At 75.7% G+C, this 16305-nt stretch carries 22 protein-coding genes; 12 read left to right on the top strand and 10 right to left on the bottom strand.

From position 1 onward, the window contains the following. Positions 1-13: 13 nt before the first annotated feature. The 5 genes from ACFPK1_RS11405 to ACFPK1_RS11385 form a co-directional block, all read right to left on the bottom strand. Positions 14-454, bottom strand: coding sequence for a CBS domain-containing protein (locus ACFPK1_RS11405; RefSeq protein ID WP_378021045.1), 441 nt, complete (start codon positions 452-454; stop codon positions 14-16). A gap of 103 nt (positions 455-557) precedes the next feature. After that, complete coding sequence (locus ACFPK1_RS11400; protein WP_378021044.1) at positions 558-1955, bottom strand: glutamate decarboxylase; 1398 nt, start codon at positions 1953-1955, stop codon at positions 558-560. Between the two features lie 30 nt (positions 1956-1985). Then, a complete protein-coding gene (locus ACFPK1_RS11395; protein WP_378021043.1) occupies positions 1986-3365 on the bottom strand; it encodes a phosphoglycerate mutase in 1380 nt (459 codons plus the stop codon). Then, positions 3362-3889: an adenylyltransferase/cytidyltransferase family protein gene (locus ACFPK1_RS11390; protein WP_378021042.1), complete on the bottom strand. Its 528-nt coding sequence runs from the start codon at positions 3887-3889 to the stop codon at positions 3362-3364. Before ACFPK1_RS11390 ends, ACFPK1_RS11395 begins: the two co-directional genes overlap by 4 nt. Then, positions 3886-5127 (bottom strand): acyl-CoA dehydrogenase family protein, encoded by a 1242-nt coding sequence (locus ACFPK1_RS11385; protein ID WP_378021041.1) that lies wholly within the window; start codon positions 5125-5127, stop codon positions 3886-3888. The genes ACFPK1_RS11390 and ACFPK1_RS11385 overlap by 4 nt, the downstream gene beginning before the upstream one ends. Positions 5128-5192: 65 nt before the next feature. Here ACFPK1_RS11385 and ACFPK1_RS11380 point away from each other — a divergent pair, with 65 nt between their 5' ends. From ACFPK1_RS11380 to ACFPK1_RS11330, 11 genes are all read left to right on the top strand, one after another. After that, positions 5193-5708: an isochorismatase family protein gene (locus ACFPK1_RS11380; RefSeq protein WP_378021040.1), complete on the top strand. Its 516-nt coding sequence runs from the start codon at positions 5193-5195 to the stop codon at positions 5706-5708. Positions 5709-5770: 62 nt separating this feature from the next. After that, on the top strand, positions 5771-6115 hold the full coding sequence (locus ACFPK1_RS11375) for an ArsR/SmtB family transcription factor (RefSeq protein WP_378021039.1): 345 nt from the start codon (positions 5771-5773) through the stop codon (positions 6113-6115). Continuing rightward, complete coding sequence (locus tag ACFPK1_RS11370) at positions 6093-6611, top strand: SRPBCC domain-containing protein (RefSeq protein ID WP_378021038.1); 519 nt, start codon at positions 6093-6095, stop codon at positions 6609-6611. The genes ACFPK1_RS11375 and ACFPK1_RS11370 overlap by 23 nt, the downstream gene beginning before the upstream one ends. Before the next feature lie 107 nt (positions 6612-6718). Next, positions 6719-7375, top strand: coding sequence for a hypothetical protein (locus ACFPK1_RS11365; RefSeq protein WP_378021037.1), 657 nt, complete (start codon positions 6719-6721; stop codon positions 7373-7375). 66 nt (positions 7376-7441) lie between these two features. Continuing rightward, the gene (locus tag ACFPK1_RS11360; protein WP_378021036.1) at positions 7442-8257 is read left to right on the top strand and encodes an MOSC domain-containing protein; all 816 of its coding nucleotides are present in this window, start codon (positions 7442-7444) and stop codon (positions 8255-8257) included. Between the two features lie 86 nt (positions 8258-8343). Next, entirely contained in the window at positions 8344-8808 is a 465-nt protein-coding gene (locus tag ACFPK1_RS11355) for a DUF1707 SHOCT-like domain-containing protein (protein WP_378021035.1), read from the top strand. Positions 8809-8903: 95 nt separating this feature from the next. Further along, entirely contained in the window at positions 8904-9353 is a 450-nt protein-coding gene (locus ACFPK1_RS11350) for a hypothetical protein (protein WP_378021034.1), read from the top strand. Positions 9354-9396: 43 nt separating this feature from the next. Further along, positions 9397-9555 (top strand): hypothetical protein, encoded by a 159-nt coding sequence (locus tag ACFPK1_RS11345; RefSeq protein WP_378021033.1) that lies wholly within the window; start codon positions 9397-9399, stop codon positions 9553-9555. Beyond that, positions 9555-10208: a Dph6-related ATP pyrophosphatase gene (locus ACFPK1_RS11340; RefSeq protein ID WP_378021032.1), complete on the top strand. Its 654-nt coding sequence runs from the start codon at positions 9555-9557 to the stop codon at positions 10206-10208. Before ACFPK1_RS11345 ends, ACFPK1_RS11340 begins: the two co-directional genes overlap by 1 nt. A 13-nt stretch (positions 10209-10221) precedes the next feature. Further along, on the top strand, positions 10222-10896 hold the full coding sequence (locus ACFPK1_RS11335) for an MBL fold metallo-hydrolase (RefSeq protein ID WP_378021031.1): 675 nt from the start codon (positions 10222-10224) through the stop codon (positions 10894-10896). Between the two features lie 41 nt (positions 10897-10937). Beyond that, complete coding sequence (locus tag ACFPK1_RS11330) at positions 10938-11279, top strand: hypothetical protein (protein WP_378021030.1); 342 nt, start codon at positions 10938-10940, stop codon at positions 11277-11279. Positions 11280-11297: 18 nt separating this feature from the next. Here the strand turns inward: ACFPK1_RS11330 and ACFPK1_RS11325 are convergent, their stop codons facing one another. The 5 genes from ACFPK1_RS11325 to ACFPK1_RS11305 form a co-directional block, all read right to left on the bottom strand. Next, on the bottom strand, positions 11298-12803 hold the full coding sequence (locus ACFPK1_RS11325; protein WP_378021029.1) for a CoA-acylating methylmalonate-semialdehyde dehydrogenase: 1506 nt from the start codon (positions 12801-12803) through the stop codon (positions 11298-11300). A 10-nt stretch (positions 12804-12813) separates the two neighbouring features. Next, the gene (locus ACFPK1_RS11320; protein ID WP_378021028.1) at positions 12814-13623 is read right to left on the bottom strand and encodes a CYTH domain-containing protein; all 810 of its coding nucleotides are present in this window, start codon (positions 13621-13623) and stop codon (positions 12814-12816) included. Between the two features lie 131 nt (positions 13624-13754). Next, on the bottom strand, positions 13755-13955 hold the full coding sequence (locus ACFPK1_RS11315) for a hypothetical protein (RefSeq protein WP_378021027.1): 201 nt from the start codon (positions 13953-13955) through the stop codon (positions 13755-13757). A 95-nt stretch (positions 13956-14050) separates the two neighbouring features. Continuing rightward, the gene (locus ACFPK1_RS11310) at positions 14051-14599 is read right to left on the bottom strand and encodes a TetR/AcrR family transcriptional regulator (protein WP_378021026.1); all 549 of its coding nucleotides are present in this window, start codon (positions 14597-14599) and stop codon (positions 14051-14053) included. A 9-nt stretch (positions 14600-14608) separates the two neighbouring features. Next, positions 14609-14935: a DMT family transporter gene (locus ACFPK1_RS11305; protein ID WP_378021025.1), complete on the bottom strand. Its 327-nt coding sequence runs from the start codon at positions 14933-14935 to the stop codon at positions 14609-14611. 195 nt (positions 14936-15130) lie between these two features. Between ACFPK1_RS11305 and ACFPK1_RS11300 the strand changes: the two genes are divergently transcribed. Next, entirely contained in the window at positions 15131-16111 is a 981-nt protein-coding gene (locus tag ACFPK1_RS11300; RefSeq protein WP_378021024.1) for a helix-turn-helix transcriptional regulator, read from the top strand. The last annotated feature ends 194 nt before the right edge of the window (positions 16112-16305 follow it).

The following is a 16305-nucleotide window of genomic DNA, read 5'->3' as shown; positions in this document are numbered from 1 at the left end:
GCGCGCGGCCTCCCTACCCGGCCAGGCGCCGTTCCCGCTCGCGCGCCGCGACGTCCTCGGCGGAGCAGAACCCGCGGCGGCTGCGCTTGAGGCAGAGCAGGCCGAGGAGCACGCCCTGCGGGTTGACCACGGCGAGGCGCCGCCCGGTCATCGCGTCCCACGTCGCGTGCAGGTCGGCGTCCGGGCCGACGACGCGGCCGGTGAGCAGGCCCCGCTCGACCGCCGGCGCGTCGGGGGGCGCGCCCTCGATGTCCGGGCGCTCGACCACGGCGAGCAGCACCCCGGCGTCGACGACGAGCAGGGCGTGCACGTGGTCGTCGTCGAACATCGCCCGCGCCTGCCCGACCGTGGTGGACGGCGCGCAGATCTTCGGCCGGGCGAGCATGGCCTCGGCGACGGTCGTCCCCGGCGGCCACGAGCCCCCGCGACAGGGCACGACGGACGGGACGGTCATGGCCGGACCTCCCTGCTGCTCGTGCCCTACCCCCCGACTGTCTCATCCCCGCGGGGCCGCGGGCTTGTCGGAGACCGACGGATTCCGCCGCCGGCGCGGTCGCTCACCGCGCGGGCGCCCCGGTGTGGCTGAACGAGGCGTCGGTGCGGGCGTCGCGCAGCGGGTGGCCCTGCCGCCCGAGGCGCTCGAGCACGGTGCGGAGGTCGGCGAGGAGCTGCTCGGCGAGGCTGTGGGTCATGCCGTTGCGCACGACGAAGCGCAGCGCCGCGAGGTCGGTGCGGTCGGGCGGGAACGTGTAGGCCGGTACCTGCCAGCCGTGCTCGCGCAGGCCGGCGGAGACGTCGAACACCGAGTAGGCCGTGACGTCGGGCGCCAGCGTGGCGGCGAACACGGGCAGCTCGTCGCCGCGGGTGAGCAGGCGGAACGGTCCGAGCCGCTCGACGCCCAGCGCGAGCTTCGTCGCCACCTCCCGGCAGTGCCGCTGCACGCGGGTGTAGCCGTCCCGGCCCAGGCGCAGGAACTGGTAGTACTGCGCGGCCACCGGCGCGCCCGAGCGCGAGAAGTTGAGCGTGAAGGTCGCCATCTCCGAGCCCAGGTAGTTGACCCGGTAGACGAGCTCCTCGGGCAGCGCCGCCGCGTCGCGCCAGGCGACCCAGCCCAGGCCCGGGTAGACGAGGCCGTACTTGTGGCCGCTCGTGTTGATCGAGGCGACCCGCGGCAGCCGGAAGTCCCAGACGAGGTCGGGGTCGAGGAACGGCGCGACCATCGCGCCGGACGCGCCGTCGACGTGCACGGGCACGTCCGGCCCGCCGCGCGCGGTGAGGTCGTCGAGGGCGGCGCAGATCCCGGCGACGGGCTCGTAGCTGCCGTCGAAGGTCGAGCCGAGCACCGCGACCACGCCGATCGTGTTCTCGTCGACCCGGGAGAGAGCGTGCTCCGCGTCGAGGTGGAACTGCTCGCCGCTCATCGGGACGAGGCGGGGCTCGACCTCGAAGTAGTTCGCGAACTTCTCCCAGCAGATCTGCACGTTGCCGCCCATGACGATGTTCGGGCGGCCGGTGCGGCCCTGCGCCAGCCAGCGCCGCTTGAGCGCGAGACCGGCCAGCATGCACGCCTCGCTGGACCCCGCCGTCGAGGTGCCCGGCGCCGTGCGCGGGTGGGGCGCGTGCCAGAGGTCCGCGAGCATCCGCACGCACCGCTGCTCGAGCTCGGCGGTTCGCGGGTACTCGTCCTTGTCGATCATGTTCTTGTCGGCGCACTCGGCGAGCAGCGCCGCCGCGTGCGGCTCCATCCACGTCGTGACGAACGTGGCGAGGTTGAGCCGCGCGTTGCCGTCGAGCATCAGCTCGTCGCGCACGAGCTGGTGCGCGATCTCGGGCGCCAGCTCGTGCTCGGGCAGCCGGTGGTCCGGCATCACCCCCGGTTCGGCGGTGAACGTGGGGACGACGGCGGCGTCGAGACCGCTACCGGCGTAGGGGGCATGACCGTGCTCGGGCGGCATGGCGATGATCGTGGTGCATCGGGGCCGCGATCAGCTCGACCGCCGCGCCCGCCGTCCGGGCGGCAGGACCATCGCCTCCGGCGCGTCGGGCAGCGCCGCGGTGGGGCGGGCGGTCGCGCGGTGGCCCAGGAACGCGGCGCGGTTGGCGTGTCCGAGCAGCAGCGGCAGCAGCTCGCGCGCGGTCAGCGCGCCGTACCAGCCGGCGGCCGCCGGGCCCTCGCCGAAGGCCTCGACCGCGTCCCGGCGCACCGTCGGGCCCGCGACCACCAGCGGCGTCGGGTCGCCGGTGTGCAGGACGCCGCCGGTCGAGGGCGTCGCGTGGTCGCCGGTGACGGCGACGATCGCGCGCCCGGCCAGCTCGTGCAGCGCGGACAGGCCGGGGTCGGCGGCCTCGAGCACCTCGAGCTTGGCGCGCGGCTCCTTGGTGTGCCCGGCGTCGTCGGTGGCCTTGGTGTGCACGTGGACGAACGCGGCGCCCTCGTCGAGGAGCGCCTGCGCGGCGGTCAGGCGGTCCGCGAGCTCGGTGCCGAGGTCCCGGCGCGGGTCCAGGTGGGGCGGGAGGTGCCGGCTGCGCATCCCGAGCAGTGCGGCGAGACCGCGGTAGAGCCGGGTGCTCGTCACCGCCGCGCCGGGGACGCCGACGTGGTCGGCGAACCGCGGGACCGCCCCGCGCGACCCCGACCACTTCGTGGTCAGCACGTCCAGCGGCGGGCGCTCACCGCCGCGGCGCGCGACGTTGACGGGGTGCTCGACGAGCACCGCGCGCGCCTCGAGGAGCAGGGCCGTGAGCGACACGGCGGTGCCGGCCGCCGTGTCCTCGCACGGCAGCACCCGCAGCCACGGGTGCCGGTCCTCGAAGAACGGGTCGGAGTCGGTGACGCGCCCGTCGGCGTGGTCGCCGAGCACCAGCAGCGCCTCGCCCCGCCCGCCGAGCGCCTCCAGCCGCGCGCCGTGCGCCGCCGCGACGGGCGCGAGCGCCTCGAGCAGCGCGGCCGCGTCGTCGCCGTCCCACCCCGCCGTGCGGCCGGTGATCCACACGCGGCCGTCGGGGCCGACCGACGACGGGCGCAGCGCCGCGTGGGTGACGGCGACGTCCGGCGGCACCTCGATCCCGGCGCCGAGGGCCTCGAGCACCGCCCGCCCCGGGAAGGGCACGTCGTCGTAGCCGAACATCGCCCAGTGCGCGAGCTCCGAGGACGGCGCCCGGCCCCAGCCGAACGGCAGGTGCCAGCCCGACGACCCGCGCGCGGCGAGGGCGTCGAGCACGGGCGTGCGCGCGGCCTCCGACGGGGTGCGGCCGCCGAGCTCGGGCACGGGGCGGTCGCCGAGGCCGTCGAGGACGACGAGCACCACCGGCAGCCGGTCGTCGTCGAGGCGCGGCTGGCCCTCGCCGTACCCGGGTGGTCTCACCGCGCGACCCGCTCGTCGAGCAGCGCGCGCAGCACCGGCACGGTGGCCGGCGGCACGAGGGACGCCCAGCCCCCGTCCCGGAACGCGGCGCGGATCGTCGCGGCGTCGAGCTTCGTCGCGGGGTCGCCGTCCACGACCACGACCTCGTAGCCGCCGTCGGCGAGCCGCCCGGCCTTGTCGGCCTCCCACGCCGAGAACGCGCGCACGTACTGCACGGCGCCCCGCGGGACGTACTCCGGCCACCGCTCGGGGCGGGTGAGGTCGAACGGGACGACGGTCGCGCGCTCGGCCATCCCCGCGCCGGCCAGCGCCGCCGCGAGCAGCCGGCACCGCTCGAAATAGGTGAACGGGTTGGCGTCGTCGGTGTGGCGGTGCGCCGAGGTGGCGGCGACGTGGCGGGCGCCGGAGTCGGGATTGGTGACCGCGACGACGAGGTGCTCGTGCTCGGCGAGCGCGCGGGCGAACAGCTCGAGGTGCTGGTCGTGCACGGGCTGGAAGCGCCCGGTCACCGCGGCGAGCGTCACCGGCCCACCCCGCGCCGCAGCAGGCCCCGGGCGATCGCGTTGCGCTGGATCTCCACCGTGCCGGCCGGGATCTTGAGGTTGCGGGCGAGCCGGAAGAGCTTCTCCTCGGGCGAGCCGAGCCGCAGGCCGGTGCCGCCGTGAACCTGCACGGCGCGGTCGGCGACCCGGAAGAACGCCTCGTCGTTGATCACCTTCACCAGGCTCGTCAGGCGCGGCGCGTCGGGGTGCAGCGGCATGCCGTAGGGCCCGCCGGGCAGCGCGTCGAGCTCGACCTGGGCCTGCAGGGACGCCGCGCGCGCCGCGTACACGTCGGCATCCATGTCGGCGAGCATGTGCTGCACCGCCTGCAGCTCGGCGATCGGCGCGCCGCCCGAGGTGCGGTGCTGCGCGCGGTCGAGGGCGCGCTCGAGCAGCCACGTGCCCCAGCCCGCGCACATCCCGCCGCGGCACAGGCGGCGCCAGTTGATCCACGCCATGGCCAGCGCGAACCCGTCGCCGACCTCGCCCACCACGTTCTCGGGCGGCACCCGCACGCCCTCGAGGTGGAGCTCGCCGGTGAGCCCGTCGTCGAGCATGGTCGGGATGTCGCGGCCGCGGGTGAACCCGGGGCTGGTCGCGTCGACGAGGAACATCGACAGCGACCGGGACCCGGCCCCGGGCTCGGTGACGGCGACGACCTGGACGACGTCGGCGAAGTGCGCGTTGGTGATCCAGGCCTTGGTGCCGTCGAGGATCCAGTCGGCGCCGTCGCGGCGGGCGGTGGTCTCCATGGCGAGCACGTCGGTGCCGACGTGGATCTCGGTGTTGGCGAAGGCCGCGGTGATCTCGCCCGCCATCAGCGGCTCGAGCCACTCCTTGCGCGCGGTGTCCGAGCAGTGCTCGATCGCCGGGTTCGCGCCCTCGGTCCAGCCCAGCGCGGCGAGCCCCAGCCCGAGCCCGGAGCGCCGGTAGACGAACTCCTCGACGTGCTGCATCTCGGCGCGCGTGAAGCCCCCGCCGCCGACCGCGGCGCCCACGTGCGGGTTGTAGAGCCCGGCGGCCGCGGAGCGCCGCTGCACCTCGCGGCGCGCCTCCCACACCGCGGGGTGCATGCGGCCGGCCTCGTCGAGGCGCGGGTTGTACGCGGTGCCGACGTCCTGCGCGGCGAGCTCGGCCTCCAGCGGCGCCACCTCCGCCTCCAGGAAGGCGGCGAAGCGCGCGGTGTGGTCGGCGACGCGGTCGGTGTGTCCGGGGGTCACATCCGCATGGCCTACGGCGCCGGGCGAGGTCCCGTCAACCGGTCCCGGCGCCTACCGTGCCTCCCGTGGCCCTGATCCCCGCGCAGGACTCGACCCTGCTCGTCGTCGACCTCCAGGAACGCCTGATGCCCGCCATCGCCGACGCGGCGGAGGTGGTCGAGAACGCGGGCCGGCTGGTCCGGGCGGCGACGCGCCTGGGCGTCGGCGTCGCGGCCACGGAGCAGAACCCCGACGGCCTCGGCCCGACCGTCGGCGCGATCGCGGACCTGCTGCCCGCGCCCGCGATCGCCAAGACGAGCTTCGCGGCCGGGATCGACCCCGGTCCGGGCACGGTCGTCGCGCTGGGCTGCGAGGCGCACGTCTGCGTGCTGCAGACCGTGCTCGCGCTGCGCGCGGAGGGCCGCGAGGTGGCCGTCGTCGCCGACGCCGTCGGCAGCCGCCGCCCGGCGAACCGCGACCGGGCCCTGGAGCGGATGCGCGCCCACGGCGTCGACGTGCTCACCACCGAGATGGTGGTGTTCGAGTGGCTGGGCTCGAGCGGGAACGAGGCGTTCCGCGAGGTCCTGAAGCTGATCAAGTGAGCCCCTGGCCGTCGGCGTGCCGGTCCGCTAACGTTCGTCATGACTGACGGAAGGAGGCGCGCGTGACCGAGGACGACCGGGAGACCGTGACACTGCGCGCCCTCGTCGAGCCGCGACGGCGCTCCATCCTGCGCCTGGTGGCCCACGACGAGCTCTCCGCCGGCGAGATCGCGTCGGCGTTCGACGTCACACGCCCCGCGGTGAGCCAGCACCTCACCGTGCTCAAGGACGCGGGCCTGCTCACCGAGCGGCGCGAGGGCACGCGCCGGCTCTACCGCGCCCGCCCCGAGGGCCTCGACGGCCTGCGGGAGTTCCTCGAGGACATGTGGGCGTCGTCGCTGGACACCGCACGCCGCCTCGTGGAGGCCGACAGGGGGTTATCGGATGACGAGCACGCCACCGGCTGACACCGTCACCACGCTGCGCCGCCCGCCCATCCGGCAGTCGACGACGGTGCGCAGCGGCCGCGAGCACACGTTCGACGTGTTCGTCTCGACGATCGGGCAGTGGTGGCCGCTGCAGCCGTACTCCGCGGGCAAGGAGCGGGTGCGCACCGTGCACGTCGAGCCGCGCGTCGGAGGCCGCGTCCACGAGCGGTGGGACGACGGCACCGAGTGCGACTGGGGACACCTGCTGGCCTGGGAGCCGCCCGCGCGCCTGGTGATGACGTGGAACATGACGCCCGCGCCGACCGAGGTGGAGCTGACGTTCACCGTGCTCGGCCCGGCGCTGACCCGCGTGGCGGTGGAGCACCGCGGCTGGGAGGCGCTGTCGGACGCCCAGCTCGGCGAGGACTGCGCCCGCCCCGGCGGCTACGCCGGCGGGGCCTTCGTCCGCGGCTGGGAGGAGATCCTCGGCCGCCTCACCGCGGCCGCGGAGGCGGGCGCACCGGACACGGACTGATCGCCGCAGGTCCCCGGGTGCCGACGGCACCACGACGATGAGGCACCGTGCGGGGGGACACGGCACCCCACCCGGCCCCGTCACGGGCGCCGTCGAGAGGACTGACGATGGCCGACCCCGGCCGCAGCGAGACCCTGACCGACGAGCGCGCGGACGACGCCGGCACCGATGCCGACGCCGACACCGCGATCGGGAAGGCCGAGGCCACCGAGTCGACCGACGAGACGACCGCCGAGGAGACGACCGGCGAGCGCGAGCCCGCGTCCGAGCCCGAGGCCGCGACCGGGACCGACGACACGCTCGACACCGACGACGACGACTTCCTCGACGAGGACGACGAGGACGACGCCCCGGCCCGCCCCTGGGCCCTGATCGCCGCCACGACCGTCGCCGTCCTCGCGGTGGTCGCGCTCGCGGTGACGGCGTTCCTGGCGCCCGGGTGGGCGATCCGGCCCGGGTCCCCGGACGGCGTGGCCACGCAGGCGACGTCGGCGCTGGCCGCGAAGGACCCGGCGCAGCTCGACGCCGTGTCGTGCCGCGACCAGCAGGGCGCGCCGACCAACCCGTTCCCGCCGGAGGCGCTGTCGCTGGTGCAGCAGGCCACGCCGGCCGGCCCGCCGATCCTCGAGCTCGACACCCAGGCCCGCGCGCCCGTCGACCTCGTGCTCAGCGCGCAGGGTCAGGTGCAGCAGCTGCCCGCCGACATCGTGCTCGGGGTGACCGACGGCCGGTGGTGCATGACGGGCATCTCGCAGCGCGGCTGACGCCCGGCGCCCCGCGGCCGGATACGGTCGCGGGGTACGGGGGCGGCGCTCGACCAGGGACGGCAGATGCAGATCACCGCGCTGTGGCGGTACCCGGTGAAGTCCATGCTCGGTGAGCCCCTGGAGGGCTCGCGGGTGGACCACGGCGGCCTCGAGGGCGACCGCGGGCTCGCGCTCGTCGACGAGACGACCGGGAAGGTCGCCACGGCCAAGCACCCGCGGCTGTGGCGCGACCTGCTGCGCTACTCGGCCGTCGCGGCGGACGGCCGGGTCACCATCACCTCACCGGCGGGCTGGACCCGCGACGCGCTCGACCCCTGGGTCACGCGGACGCTGGCCGACGAGCTCGGGCGCGCGGTGCGGGTGTCCGCGCAGCGCCCGGAGGCGGCCGAGGTCGAGCGCCCGGACCCCGAGGACGTGCTGGAGCACGGCGTGGAGGCCGAGGTCGACGCCCCGGGCCTCGAGATCGCCCAGGGCACCACCGGCACGTCGTTCGTCGACCACTCGCCGGTGCACCTGATCACCTCGGCGACGCTCGACGAGATCGGCGTCGAGTACCTGCGCTACCGCCCGAACATCGTCATCGAGACGCCGGAGGGCACGCCGCCGTACGTGGAGAACACCTGGCTCGGGCGCGAGCTGCACCTCACGGCGGCGGACGGGTCGACGGTGACGCTGGAGGTGTCGCTGCCGACGCCGCGGTGCTCGGTGCCGACGCTCGAGCACGGCACGCTGCCGCGGGCCCCGCACGCGGTCCGCGAGCCGATGCGCGCCAACCGCGTCGAGGTCCCCGGCTTCGGCGTGCTGCCCTGCGCCGGGGCGTACGCGCAGGTGACGCAGGGCGGCGCGCTGCGGGTCGGCGACACGGTGACGCTGCACTGACGACGACGGTCCTCGTCGAGCGGCGCGGGGCGCACAGCTCGTCCGGGTGGGGATCTCCGCTGGTCGGCGGTGGCATGCTCACGACCATGAGCGAGCCGGTCCCCCCGCAGCCCGGACGGCCGTCCGACCCGCCGTCGCCCCGCATCGGCACCGCCGACCGGGAGGCGGCGATGGCGGCCCTCGACGCGCACCTCGAGGCCGGGCGCCTCGACGCCGAGGAGTACGGCGAGCGCAGCGCCCGCGCCGCCGAGGCGCGGACGGCCGACGACCTCGTGCCGCTGTTCGCCGACCTGCCCCAGCCCCATCCCCCGCTGCCCGGGGAGACGCCCGCCGTCGCCACCCCCGGGCGCGCGCCGGCGACCCGGCGCGAGCCCGGCGTGCTCGCCCGCTACGGGCCGGCGATCAGCGGGGCGTTGCCGATCATCGCGCTGGTGCTGTTCTTCACCGTGCCGATCCCCAACGCCTGGGTGTTCTTCCTGCTCATCCCCCTCGGGGGCGCGCTGTTCGCGAGTTCGCGCCGCAACGGGAGCGACGAGCGGGACGAGAGGTGAGGAAGTAGCTGATCGCCGGATTCGCCCCTCGACCCGGCGGCGGCGCGGGAGGACCATCCGTGCTGCGTACCGAGCGCAGGGACGGGGTGGCGGTCATGGCACACGCGGCGGGCGGTCCGCTCGGTCAGGGTGAGACGCCCACGGTCCGGATCGCGCGCGGCGGCGAGCGCCGGCGCTCGACCATGGTCTGGCAGGTGCTCAGCGCCGTCGCGCTGCTGGCCATGGGCGGCATCCACCTCTACCTCGTGGTGTGGGGCGGCACCGGCGGGGTGCTCGGCAACCTGTTCCTCCTCAACGCCCTCGGCGGGCTGGTGCTGGCGATCGCCGTGGTGGTCACCCGCGGGCAGCTGCTCGCGATCTCGACGGTGCTCGGACTGCTGTTCCTGGCCGGCACGCTGGCCGCGCTCGTCCTCGCCCTCACCGTCGGCCTGTTCGGCATCGAGTCGAGCCTCGAGTACGAGCTGGCGACGACGACGCTCGTCGTCGAGTCGGTCGGCACCGTCGTCCTGCTGATCACGACGGCGCTGGTGCTGCGGAGGCGCTGACCGCGGCGGTGCCCGATCCGGGCCGGGTGGGTAGCCCGGGGCCATGACAGGACCGCAGACGCCCGGCACCGGCCGGCTCGAGGACGAGGACGACGTCGAGGAGGCCGCCGGGGTCGTCGGCGAGGCCGTCGCCCGGAAGAACGAGAGCCCCCCGCCCGGCGACCCCCAGCCCTACGACGAGGAGGAGGCCTCCCCGACCTGATGGGCGAGCGGGCCTGGATGAGCTGGTCGGGCGGCAAGGACGGGGCGTTCGCGCTGGCCGTCGCCCGGGAGACGACGGCCGTCGCCGGCCTGCACACCACGGTCGGCGCGGACGGTCTGGTCGTGGCGAGCCACGTCCCGCTCGCGTGCGTGCGCGCCCAGGCGGCGGCGCTCGGCCTGCCGCTCGAGAACGTGGCGCTGCCCGCGCCGTGCCCGAACGACGTCTACGAGCAGCGCACCCGCGCGTCGTGGGCCCGCCTCCGCGGGGACGGGGCGACCCGGGTGCTCTACGGCGACCTCTTCCTCGCCGACGTCCGCGCCTACCGCGAGCAGGCCCTCGCGGGCACCGGTCTCGCCGCCGGCTTCCCGCTGTGGGGGCGCCCGACCGGCGCCCTGGCCCGCACGATGATCGACCGCGGTCTCCGCGCGGTCGTCGTCTGCGTCGACCCGACGCGGGTGCCCGCGGCCTTCGCGGGGCGGGCGTGGGACGCCGACCTGCTGGCCGAGCTCCCCGACGGCGTCGACCCGTGCGGGGAGAACGGCGAGTTCCACACCCTCGTCACCGACGGGCCCGGGTTCGCGCACCCGGTCGCCGCGACGGTGACCGGCACGGCGGAGCGGGACGGCTTCGTCGTCGCGACGCTCGCGAGCTGACAGGCTGCCCGGCATGCCCGCGCACCTGCAGGAGGTCGCCGACGGCGTGCACCTCGGCGCCCTCACGCCCGCCGCCCTCCTCAACACCGTGCTGATCGAGGGGCCCGACGGCGACGTCGTCGTCGACGCCGGGTTCCCGTGGTCGGCACGGCGTCTCGCGGCCCTGCTGCGCGGGCGCCACGTCGCCGAGCACGCCGTGACCCACGCGCACGGCGACCACGTCGGCGCGTCCGCCTGGCTGTGCCGCCAGACCGGCGCGCCGCTGGCGATGGGCGAGGCCGACGCGGGCCGGTTCGAGGGCGGGCGGCTCGACACGCACTCCGGCGTGCTCGGGCGTGCCGTGCTGGCGCCGCTGGCCCGCGAGCGCCGCCGAGTGGACCGGCGCCTCGTCGAGGGCGACGCCGTCGCCGGGTTCGCGGTGCTCGCCGTGCCCGGGCACAGCCCCGGCACCCTGGCGCTGTGGCGCGCCGCGGACCGGGTGCTGATCGTCGGCGACGGCCCGGTGAACGTGTCGGGCGACCCGCGCTCGCCGCGGTGGCTGCCGCTGCCCCGGGGGCTCCACGACGACCCCGACGTGGCGATGGCGTCCCGGCGCCGCCTGGCCGCGCTGCGCCCGGCCCTCGTCGTCGCCCTGCACGGCCGGCCGGTGGCCTCCCCGGACCGCTGGGCCCGGGCGGTGGGGGCGTGAGGCCGCTCCCGCACCGCCGCCGGGCGGCGTAGCGTCGATCGATGGCGAAGGACCAGAAGGACAAGAAGCCCCGGGAGGACCCGGTCGCGACCGCGCTGACGGCCCCGGACGCCCCCGTCAACGGCGCCGTGCCCCCGGCCGGGCCGCCGGAGCGCGTCGTCGCGCCCGCCGCCCCCACCGCGCCCCCGCGCGGGGTCACCGACTCGGTCGTCGAGGTCGCGGCGGACGCCGCGCAGGTGGTGCGCCGCGTGCTTCCCCACCGCACCCCGGTCTACCTCGGCGGCGCGGCGCTGCTCGTCCTCGGCGTGGTCGACCTCCCGGTCGTCGCCGGCGGCGCCCTGGTGTACGAGGCGGTCCGGCGCTGGCACCCGGGCCCGCGCTGAGCCCTCGGAGGTCGACGCTCAGTCGTTACGGGGGAACCCGAGGTCGAGCTCGCCCGCCCCGCCGCGGCGGGCGGGGTCGACCCAGCGCGAGGTGACGACCTTGCCGCGGGTGAAGAAGTGCACGCCCTCGGTGCCGTGGGCGTGGGTGTCGCCGAACAGCGAGCTCCCCCAGCCGCCGAAGCTGTAGTAGGCCGTCGGCACGGGCACCGGCACGTTGATGCCGATCATCCCGACCTCCACCTCGTGCTGGAAGCGCCGCGCGGCGCCGCCGTCATTGGTGAAGATCGCCGTCCCGTTGCCGTAGGGGTTGGCGTTGATCAGTGCGACGGCCTCGTCGTAGGTCTCGACGCGGAGCACGGAGAGCACCGGACCGAAGATCTCGTCGGTGTAGATCGACATGTCGGTGGTGACCCGGTCGAACAGCGTCGGCCCGACGAAGAAGCCGTCCCCGTCCGCATCGGGCGTCACGCCGCGGCCGTCGACGACCAGCCGCGCGCCGGCCGCCTCGCCAGCATCCACGTAGCCCGACACCCGCTCCTGCGCCGCGCGGGTGACCAGCGGGCCCATGTCGGTGCCGCGGCGACCGTCGCCCGTGCGCAGCCCGCGCGCCCGTTCGGCGATCTTCTCCACCAGCGGGTCGGCGGCGGTCCCGACCGCCACGACGGCGGAGACGGCCATGCACCGCTCCCCGGCCGACCCGAAGCCGGCGTTGACCGCCTGGTCGGCGGCCGTGTCGAGGTCGGCGTCGGGCAGCACCACCGCGTGGTTCTTCGCCCCGCCGAGGGCCTGCACCCGCTTGCCCGCCGCGGTGCCGGTCTCGTAGACGTGACGCGCGATCGGCGTCGAGCCGACGAAGCTGATCGACTTCACGTCGGGGTGGGTCAGCAGCCCGTCCACGGCGGTCGCGTCGCCGTGCAGCACGTTGAACACCCCGTCGGGCAGCCCCGCCTCGCGCCACAGCTCGGCGAGCCACTGTGCGGCCGAGGGGACCTTCTCCGACGGCTTGAGCACCACCGTGTTCCCCGCGGCGATCGCGATCGGGAAGAACCACATCGGCACCATGGCCGGGAAGTTGAAGGGGCTGATGATCCCGGCGACCCCGAGCGGCTGGCGGATCGAGTGCACGTCGACACTTGTCGAGGCGTTCTCGGTGGCCGAGCCCTTGAGCAGGTGCGCGATGCCGCACGCGAACTCCACGACCTCCTGGCCGCGGGCCACCTCGCCCGCGGCGTCGGAGAGCACCTTGCCGTGCTCGGCGGTGATGATCTCCGCGAGCTCGCCGGCCCGGGCGTTGAGCAGCTCCCGGAACGCGAACAGGATCTGCGTGCGCCGGGCGAGCGAGGTGTCCCGCCAGCCGGGGAACGCCTCGCGGGCCGCCCCGACGACGGCCTCGACGTCCGCCTCGGTCGCGAGCACCACCTGGCGGGTGACCTGCCCGGTCGCCGGGTCGGTGACGTCGCCGAAGCGCTCGGTCGTCGACTTGAGGGCCGCGCCGCCGGCCCAGTGCTGCAGAACGGTGGTCACGCCCAGGAGGCTAGGCGTCCCACGGCGGATCGGCCCACCGCGACCGGGCCGTGCGCAGCTGCTCGGTCCACATCGTGGTCTTGGTGCGGTGGGGCGGCGCCGGCGCCAGCCCGTGGGTAGCGAGGAAGACCGCCACGGCCTCGGCGGTGCGGCGGGCGTCGGCGGGCGCGCAGCGCGCGGAGAACTCCTCGAGCACGCGGCCGTCGGGGAACCGGAAGCGCTCGTGGCGGGCGTGGGCCAGCCCGCAGCGCGGGCGCGGCACGGGGGCGCGCTCGATCACCAGCGGCCCGAAGACCTCGAGCTCCGCGCCGCCGAGCTCGCCCGCCGCCCCCAGCAGCAGCTCCTCCTGGTCGGCGGTGAGGACCTTCTGCACGGGGACCCGGGCGTCGCGGACGTCGAGCGCGCGCTCGCGGTCCAGGGGCTCGCGCACCTCGGTGCTGCGGTGGACGAGGCCGGGCAGCATGTCGAGCTCGATCCGCGACCCGGCCGGAGGTGCGCCGCCCGGCACGGGGTCCTCGCCACGGACGCGCACCGTGAGGTCCCAGCGGTCGCGGCCCCGGTCGCGCAGGCGCACGTGCACGCCGAGGTGGGCGAGCCCGAGGTCGGGGGTGTCGAGCAGGTGCAGGCGGCGGGTCCGGACACGCCCGTGGCGCCCGACGAGGTGCACGGTCGACCCCGGCTCGGGCGTGAGCAGGACCTTCAGCTCGACGCTCTCGGCACCGCCGTCGGCCACCCGGGCCCACGCGGCGTCGTCGGGGGGCGGGAACCCGAGGGCGGCGGCGAGGTCGGTGCCCGACAGCGTGTCGGACCACTCGAGCATGCGCGCTCCTGCCACGAACCTGGTCGTCGGCGGTCAAGGGCGTCGCGGCGCGCTGCTCGACCGCGGTCGTGCCGACCGTAGGAGATCCAGCCCACACCCGCCACACCATCAGGTGATCGGGCGCGGCGCGCTCAGACGGCCGACTTCTTGCCCTCCCACAGCTCGCCACCGGTGAGCACGTAGACGAACGGCACGACCGGGACGAGGGCGAGCACCGCCCAGACGATCTTCGCGGTGCCGCTGAGCTCCGGGCGCACCACGAGGTTGAGCCACACGAGCACCACGGCCACGGGGTGCAGGAAACAGACCAGGAGCTCGGCGAGCTTCTTCATCGGCGCGTCCGCGGTGCTCGGGGTCGCCCGGACGGGCCACCGGTGACCACCGACCGTAGCGGGCGTCCCCGGGAGCGCACCAGACCCGGAGATCTTCAGCGGGGCACGAGGGCGCGCAGGACCTCCTCGACGTCCGCGGCGCTCCACGGCGCGGGGTCGCACCAGCAGCGCAGGAACAGACCGTCGACGGCGGCGGCGACCGCGGCACGGCGCCGCGGGTCGGGCACAACCGCGACGAGCACCGCGTCGAGCGCGCGGGTCCAGCGGACCCACTCGCCGCGCAGCGCGGGACGCCGGCCCGCCTGCAGGAACAGCTCGTACTCGGCGTCGACGGTCCGGCTCGGGTCGACGGCGCCGGCGGCCACGAGCCCGGCGAGGGCGGGCAGGGGGTCGTCGTGCGCCGCGCACCGCGCCAGCGCCGCGACCCAGTCGTCGTTGACCGCGGCGAGCGTCGCCGACAGCAGCCCGTCGACGGTCGGGTAGTGGTAGCTCACGAGGCTCGGCGTCATACCCGCCTCGGCGGCGACGGCCCGCTGGGTCACCGCGGCCACGCCCCCGCGGCCGATGACGCGCATCGTCGCCTCGCGCAGCAGCCGCCGGCGCTCCTCGCCCTTGCGGCGGCGCCCGTCCGTCTCGTCGACCACGGCCGCCCCCTACGCCGGCCGGGCCCCGAGCTCGAGCGCGAGCACCCCGCCGATGACCAGCGCGATGCCCCCGACCTGCACCCACGTCAGCGACTCGCCGAGGAACGCCGCCCCGGCCATCGCGACGAGCGCGACCCCGGCGGCCGCCCAGATGCCGTAGGCGACGCTGACGCCCAGCCCCCGGGCCAGCGCCTGCGAGAGCAGGCCGAACGCCACGAGGTAGCCGACGACCACCACGATCGACGGCACGAGACGGGTGAAGCCCTCGGAGAGCTTCAGCGACACCGTCGCGACGACCTCGCTCGCGATCGCCAGCGCGAGGAGCACGTAGGCCATGGCCGTCCCTCCGGAAAACAGGTCATCTGCTCAGGATCCTACGCGGCGTAACCCGTGTCCGACGTTCGTCACCTCCCGGTCTGACGCGACACCGCGGTGGGGATGTCGTGGGAAACCCGACGGTCACCGCGCCGTCGCCCGGACGAGATCGGTCGGACATAATCGATCGCGCACGATCGGCTAGGGAGCGTGAGGATGGCGGGCGGCAGCCGACCCGAGGCGGTCACGCGGTACGAGTGGGCCAGCACCGACCCCGAGGCCGCGAACCAGTACCTGTGCGAGACCTACACCGACTTCCGGCCCGAGAAGGTCGATCCGGCGGGGTTCACGTTCTGGACCGAGGTCGCGGGCACCGACCTGTTCGGGATCGGGCGGCTGCGCCACTCCGGTCCGGTGCGGGCGCGCTGCGACCCCCCGGGCGCGTTCGTGGTCGTGCAGGACCTGGCGGGCGGTCCCCACCACGTCGACGACGGCTCGGGCGCCGTCGCCGGGACGCTCAAGCTCACCCCGACCTGGTCGGACTACGGCACGGGCTGGCAGGACGTCACCGTCCAGACCACCGTGCTCGACCACGCCCAGGTCCTCCGCGTCGCCGCCGAGCTCTCGGGACTCGAGCCCGAGGCCGTCGCCTTCACCTCCGCGGCGCCGGTGTCGCTCGCGCTGGCCGACTACTGGCGCCGGCTGAGCACCCACGTGCACGACGACGTCCTGAGCTCCGACGCCCTCATGGCGGCGCCGCTGGTCCGGGCGAACACCCTGCGCCACCTGGCGACGACGCTGGTCACCACGTTCCCCAACACCGCCCTCGACGTGCTGATGGACCCCACGACGAGCGACGGGGGCCCGGCGGAGCCCGCGACCGTGCGGCGCGCGGTGGACTTCATGGACGCGCACGCCCACGAGGAGATCGGGCTCACCGAGATCGCGGACGCCGCCCGGATCGGCGCGCGCTCGCTGCAGCTGGCGTTCCGGCGCCACCGCGACACCACGCCGCTCGAGTACCTGCGCCGCGTGCGCCTCGAGAGCGCCCACCGCGACCTGATCGCCGGCGACCCCACCCGCGGCGACCGCGTCGAGGCGATCGCCGCGCGGTGGGGCTTCGGCCATCCGGGCCGCTTCTCGGTCATCTACCGCGAGCACTACGGGCGCTCGCCGAGCGCGACGCTGCGACTCTGACGCTGCGTAGCCGGCCCCTCGCGCAACGATTTTCCCGGTCGGCGGGGAACATCCCGGCCCGCCCGCACCGTCACAGTGCCGAACGCCCACCACGAGGGCACCGAGCACGGACAGAGAGCGAGCACCGATCATGAGCGCCGACACCACCGCCAGCGACCGCCACTTCGCCGCCGACGGCAACATCTACGAGGCCG

Source organism: Actinomycetospora rhizophila (assembly GCF_042657905.1).
Taxonomy (GTDB): domain Bacteria; phylum Actinomycetota; class Actinomycetes; order Mycobacteriales; family Pseudonocardiaceae; genus Actinomycetospora; species Actinomycetospora rhizophila.
Note: the sequence above shows the minus strand (reverse complement) of the source record. Positions and strands in the feature narration are given on the sequence as shown.

Excerpts from the sequence above, each read along its gene's own strand:
- ACFPK1_RS11370 (WP_378021038.1), top strand. The coding sequence starts at position 6,093 with ATGACGAGCACGCCACCGGCTGACACCGTCACCACGCTGCGCCGCCCG.
- ACFPK1_RS11315 (WP_378021027.1), bottom strand. The coding sequence starts at position 13,955 with ATGAAGAAGCTCGCCGAGCTCCTGGTCTGTTTCCTGCACCCCGTGGCC.
- ACFPK1_RS11345 (WP_378021033.1), top strand. The coding sequence starts at position 9,397 with ATGACAGGACCGCAGACGCCCGGCACCGGCCGGCTCGAGGACGAGGAC.
- ACFPK1_RS11340 (WP_378021032.1), top strand. The coding sequence starts at position 9,555 with ATGGGCGAGCGGGCCTGGATGAGCTGGTCGGGCGGCAAGGACGGGGCG.
- ACFPK1_RS11400 (WP_378021044.1), bottom strand. The coding sequence starts at position 1,955 with ATGCCGCCCGAGCACGGTCATGCCCCCTACGCCGGTAGCGGTCTCGAC.
- ACFPK1_RS11355 (WP_378021035.1), top strand. The coding sequence starts at position 8,344 with ATGAGCGAGCCGGTCCCCCCGCAGCCCGGACGGCCGTCCGACCCGCCG.
- ACFPK1_RS11360 (WP_378021036.1), top strand. The coding sequence starts at position 7,442 with ATGCAGATCACCGCGCTGTGGCGGTACCCGGTGAAGTCCATGCTCGGT.
- ACFPK1_RS11405 (WP_378021045.1), bottom strand. The coding sequence starts at position 454 with ATGACCGTCCCGTCCGTCGTGCCCTGTCGCGGGGGCTCGTGGCCGCCG.
- ACFPK1_RS11365 (WP_378021037.1), top strand. The coding sequence starts at position 6,719 with ATGGCCGACCCCGGCCGCAGCGAGACCCTGACCGACGAGCGCGCGGAC.
- ACFPK1_RS11350 (WP_378021034.1), top strand. The coding sequence starts at position 8,904 with ATGGCACACGCGGCGGGCGGTCCGCTCGGTCAGGGTGAGACGCCCACG.
- ACFPK1_RS11305 (WP_378021025.1), bottom strand. The coding sequence starts at position 14,935 with ATGGCCTACGTGCTCCTCGCGCTGGCGATCGCGAGCGAGGTCGTCGCG.
- ACFPK1_RS11300 (WP_378021024.1), top strand. The coding sequence starts at position 15,131 with ATGGCGGGCGGCAGCCGACCCGAGGCGGTCACGCGGTACGAGTGGGCC.
- ACFPK1_RS11320 (WP_378021028.1), bottom strand. The coding sequence starts at position 13,623 with ATGCTCGAGTGGTCCGACACGCTGTCGGGCACCGACCTCGCCGCCGCC.
- ACFPK1_RS11330 (WP_378021030.1), top strand. The coding sequence starts at position 10,938 with ATGGCGAAGGACCAGAAGGACAAGAAGCCCCGGGAGGACCCGGTCGCG.
- ACFPK1_RS11335 (WP_378021031.1), top strand. The coding sequence starts at position 10,222 with ATGCCCGCGCACCTGCAGGAGGTCGCCGACGGCGTGCACCTCGGCGCC.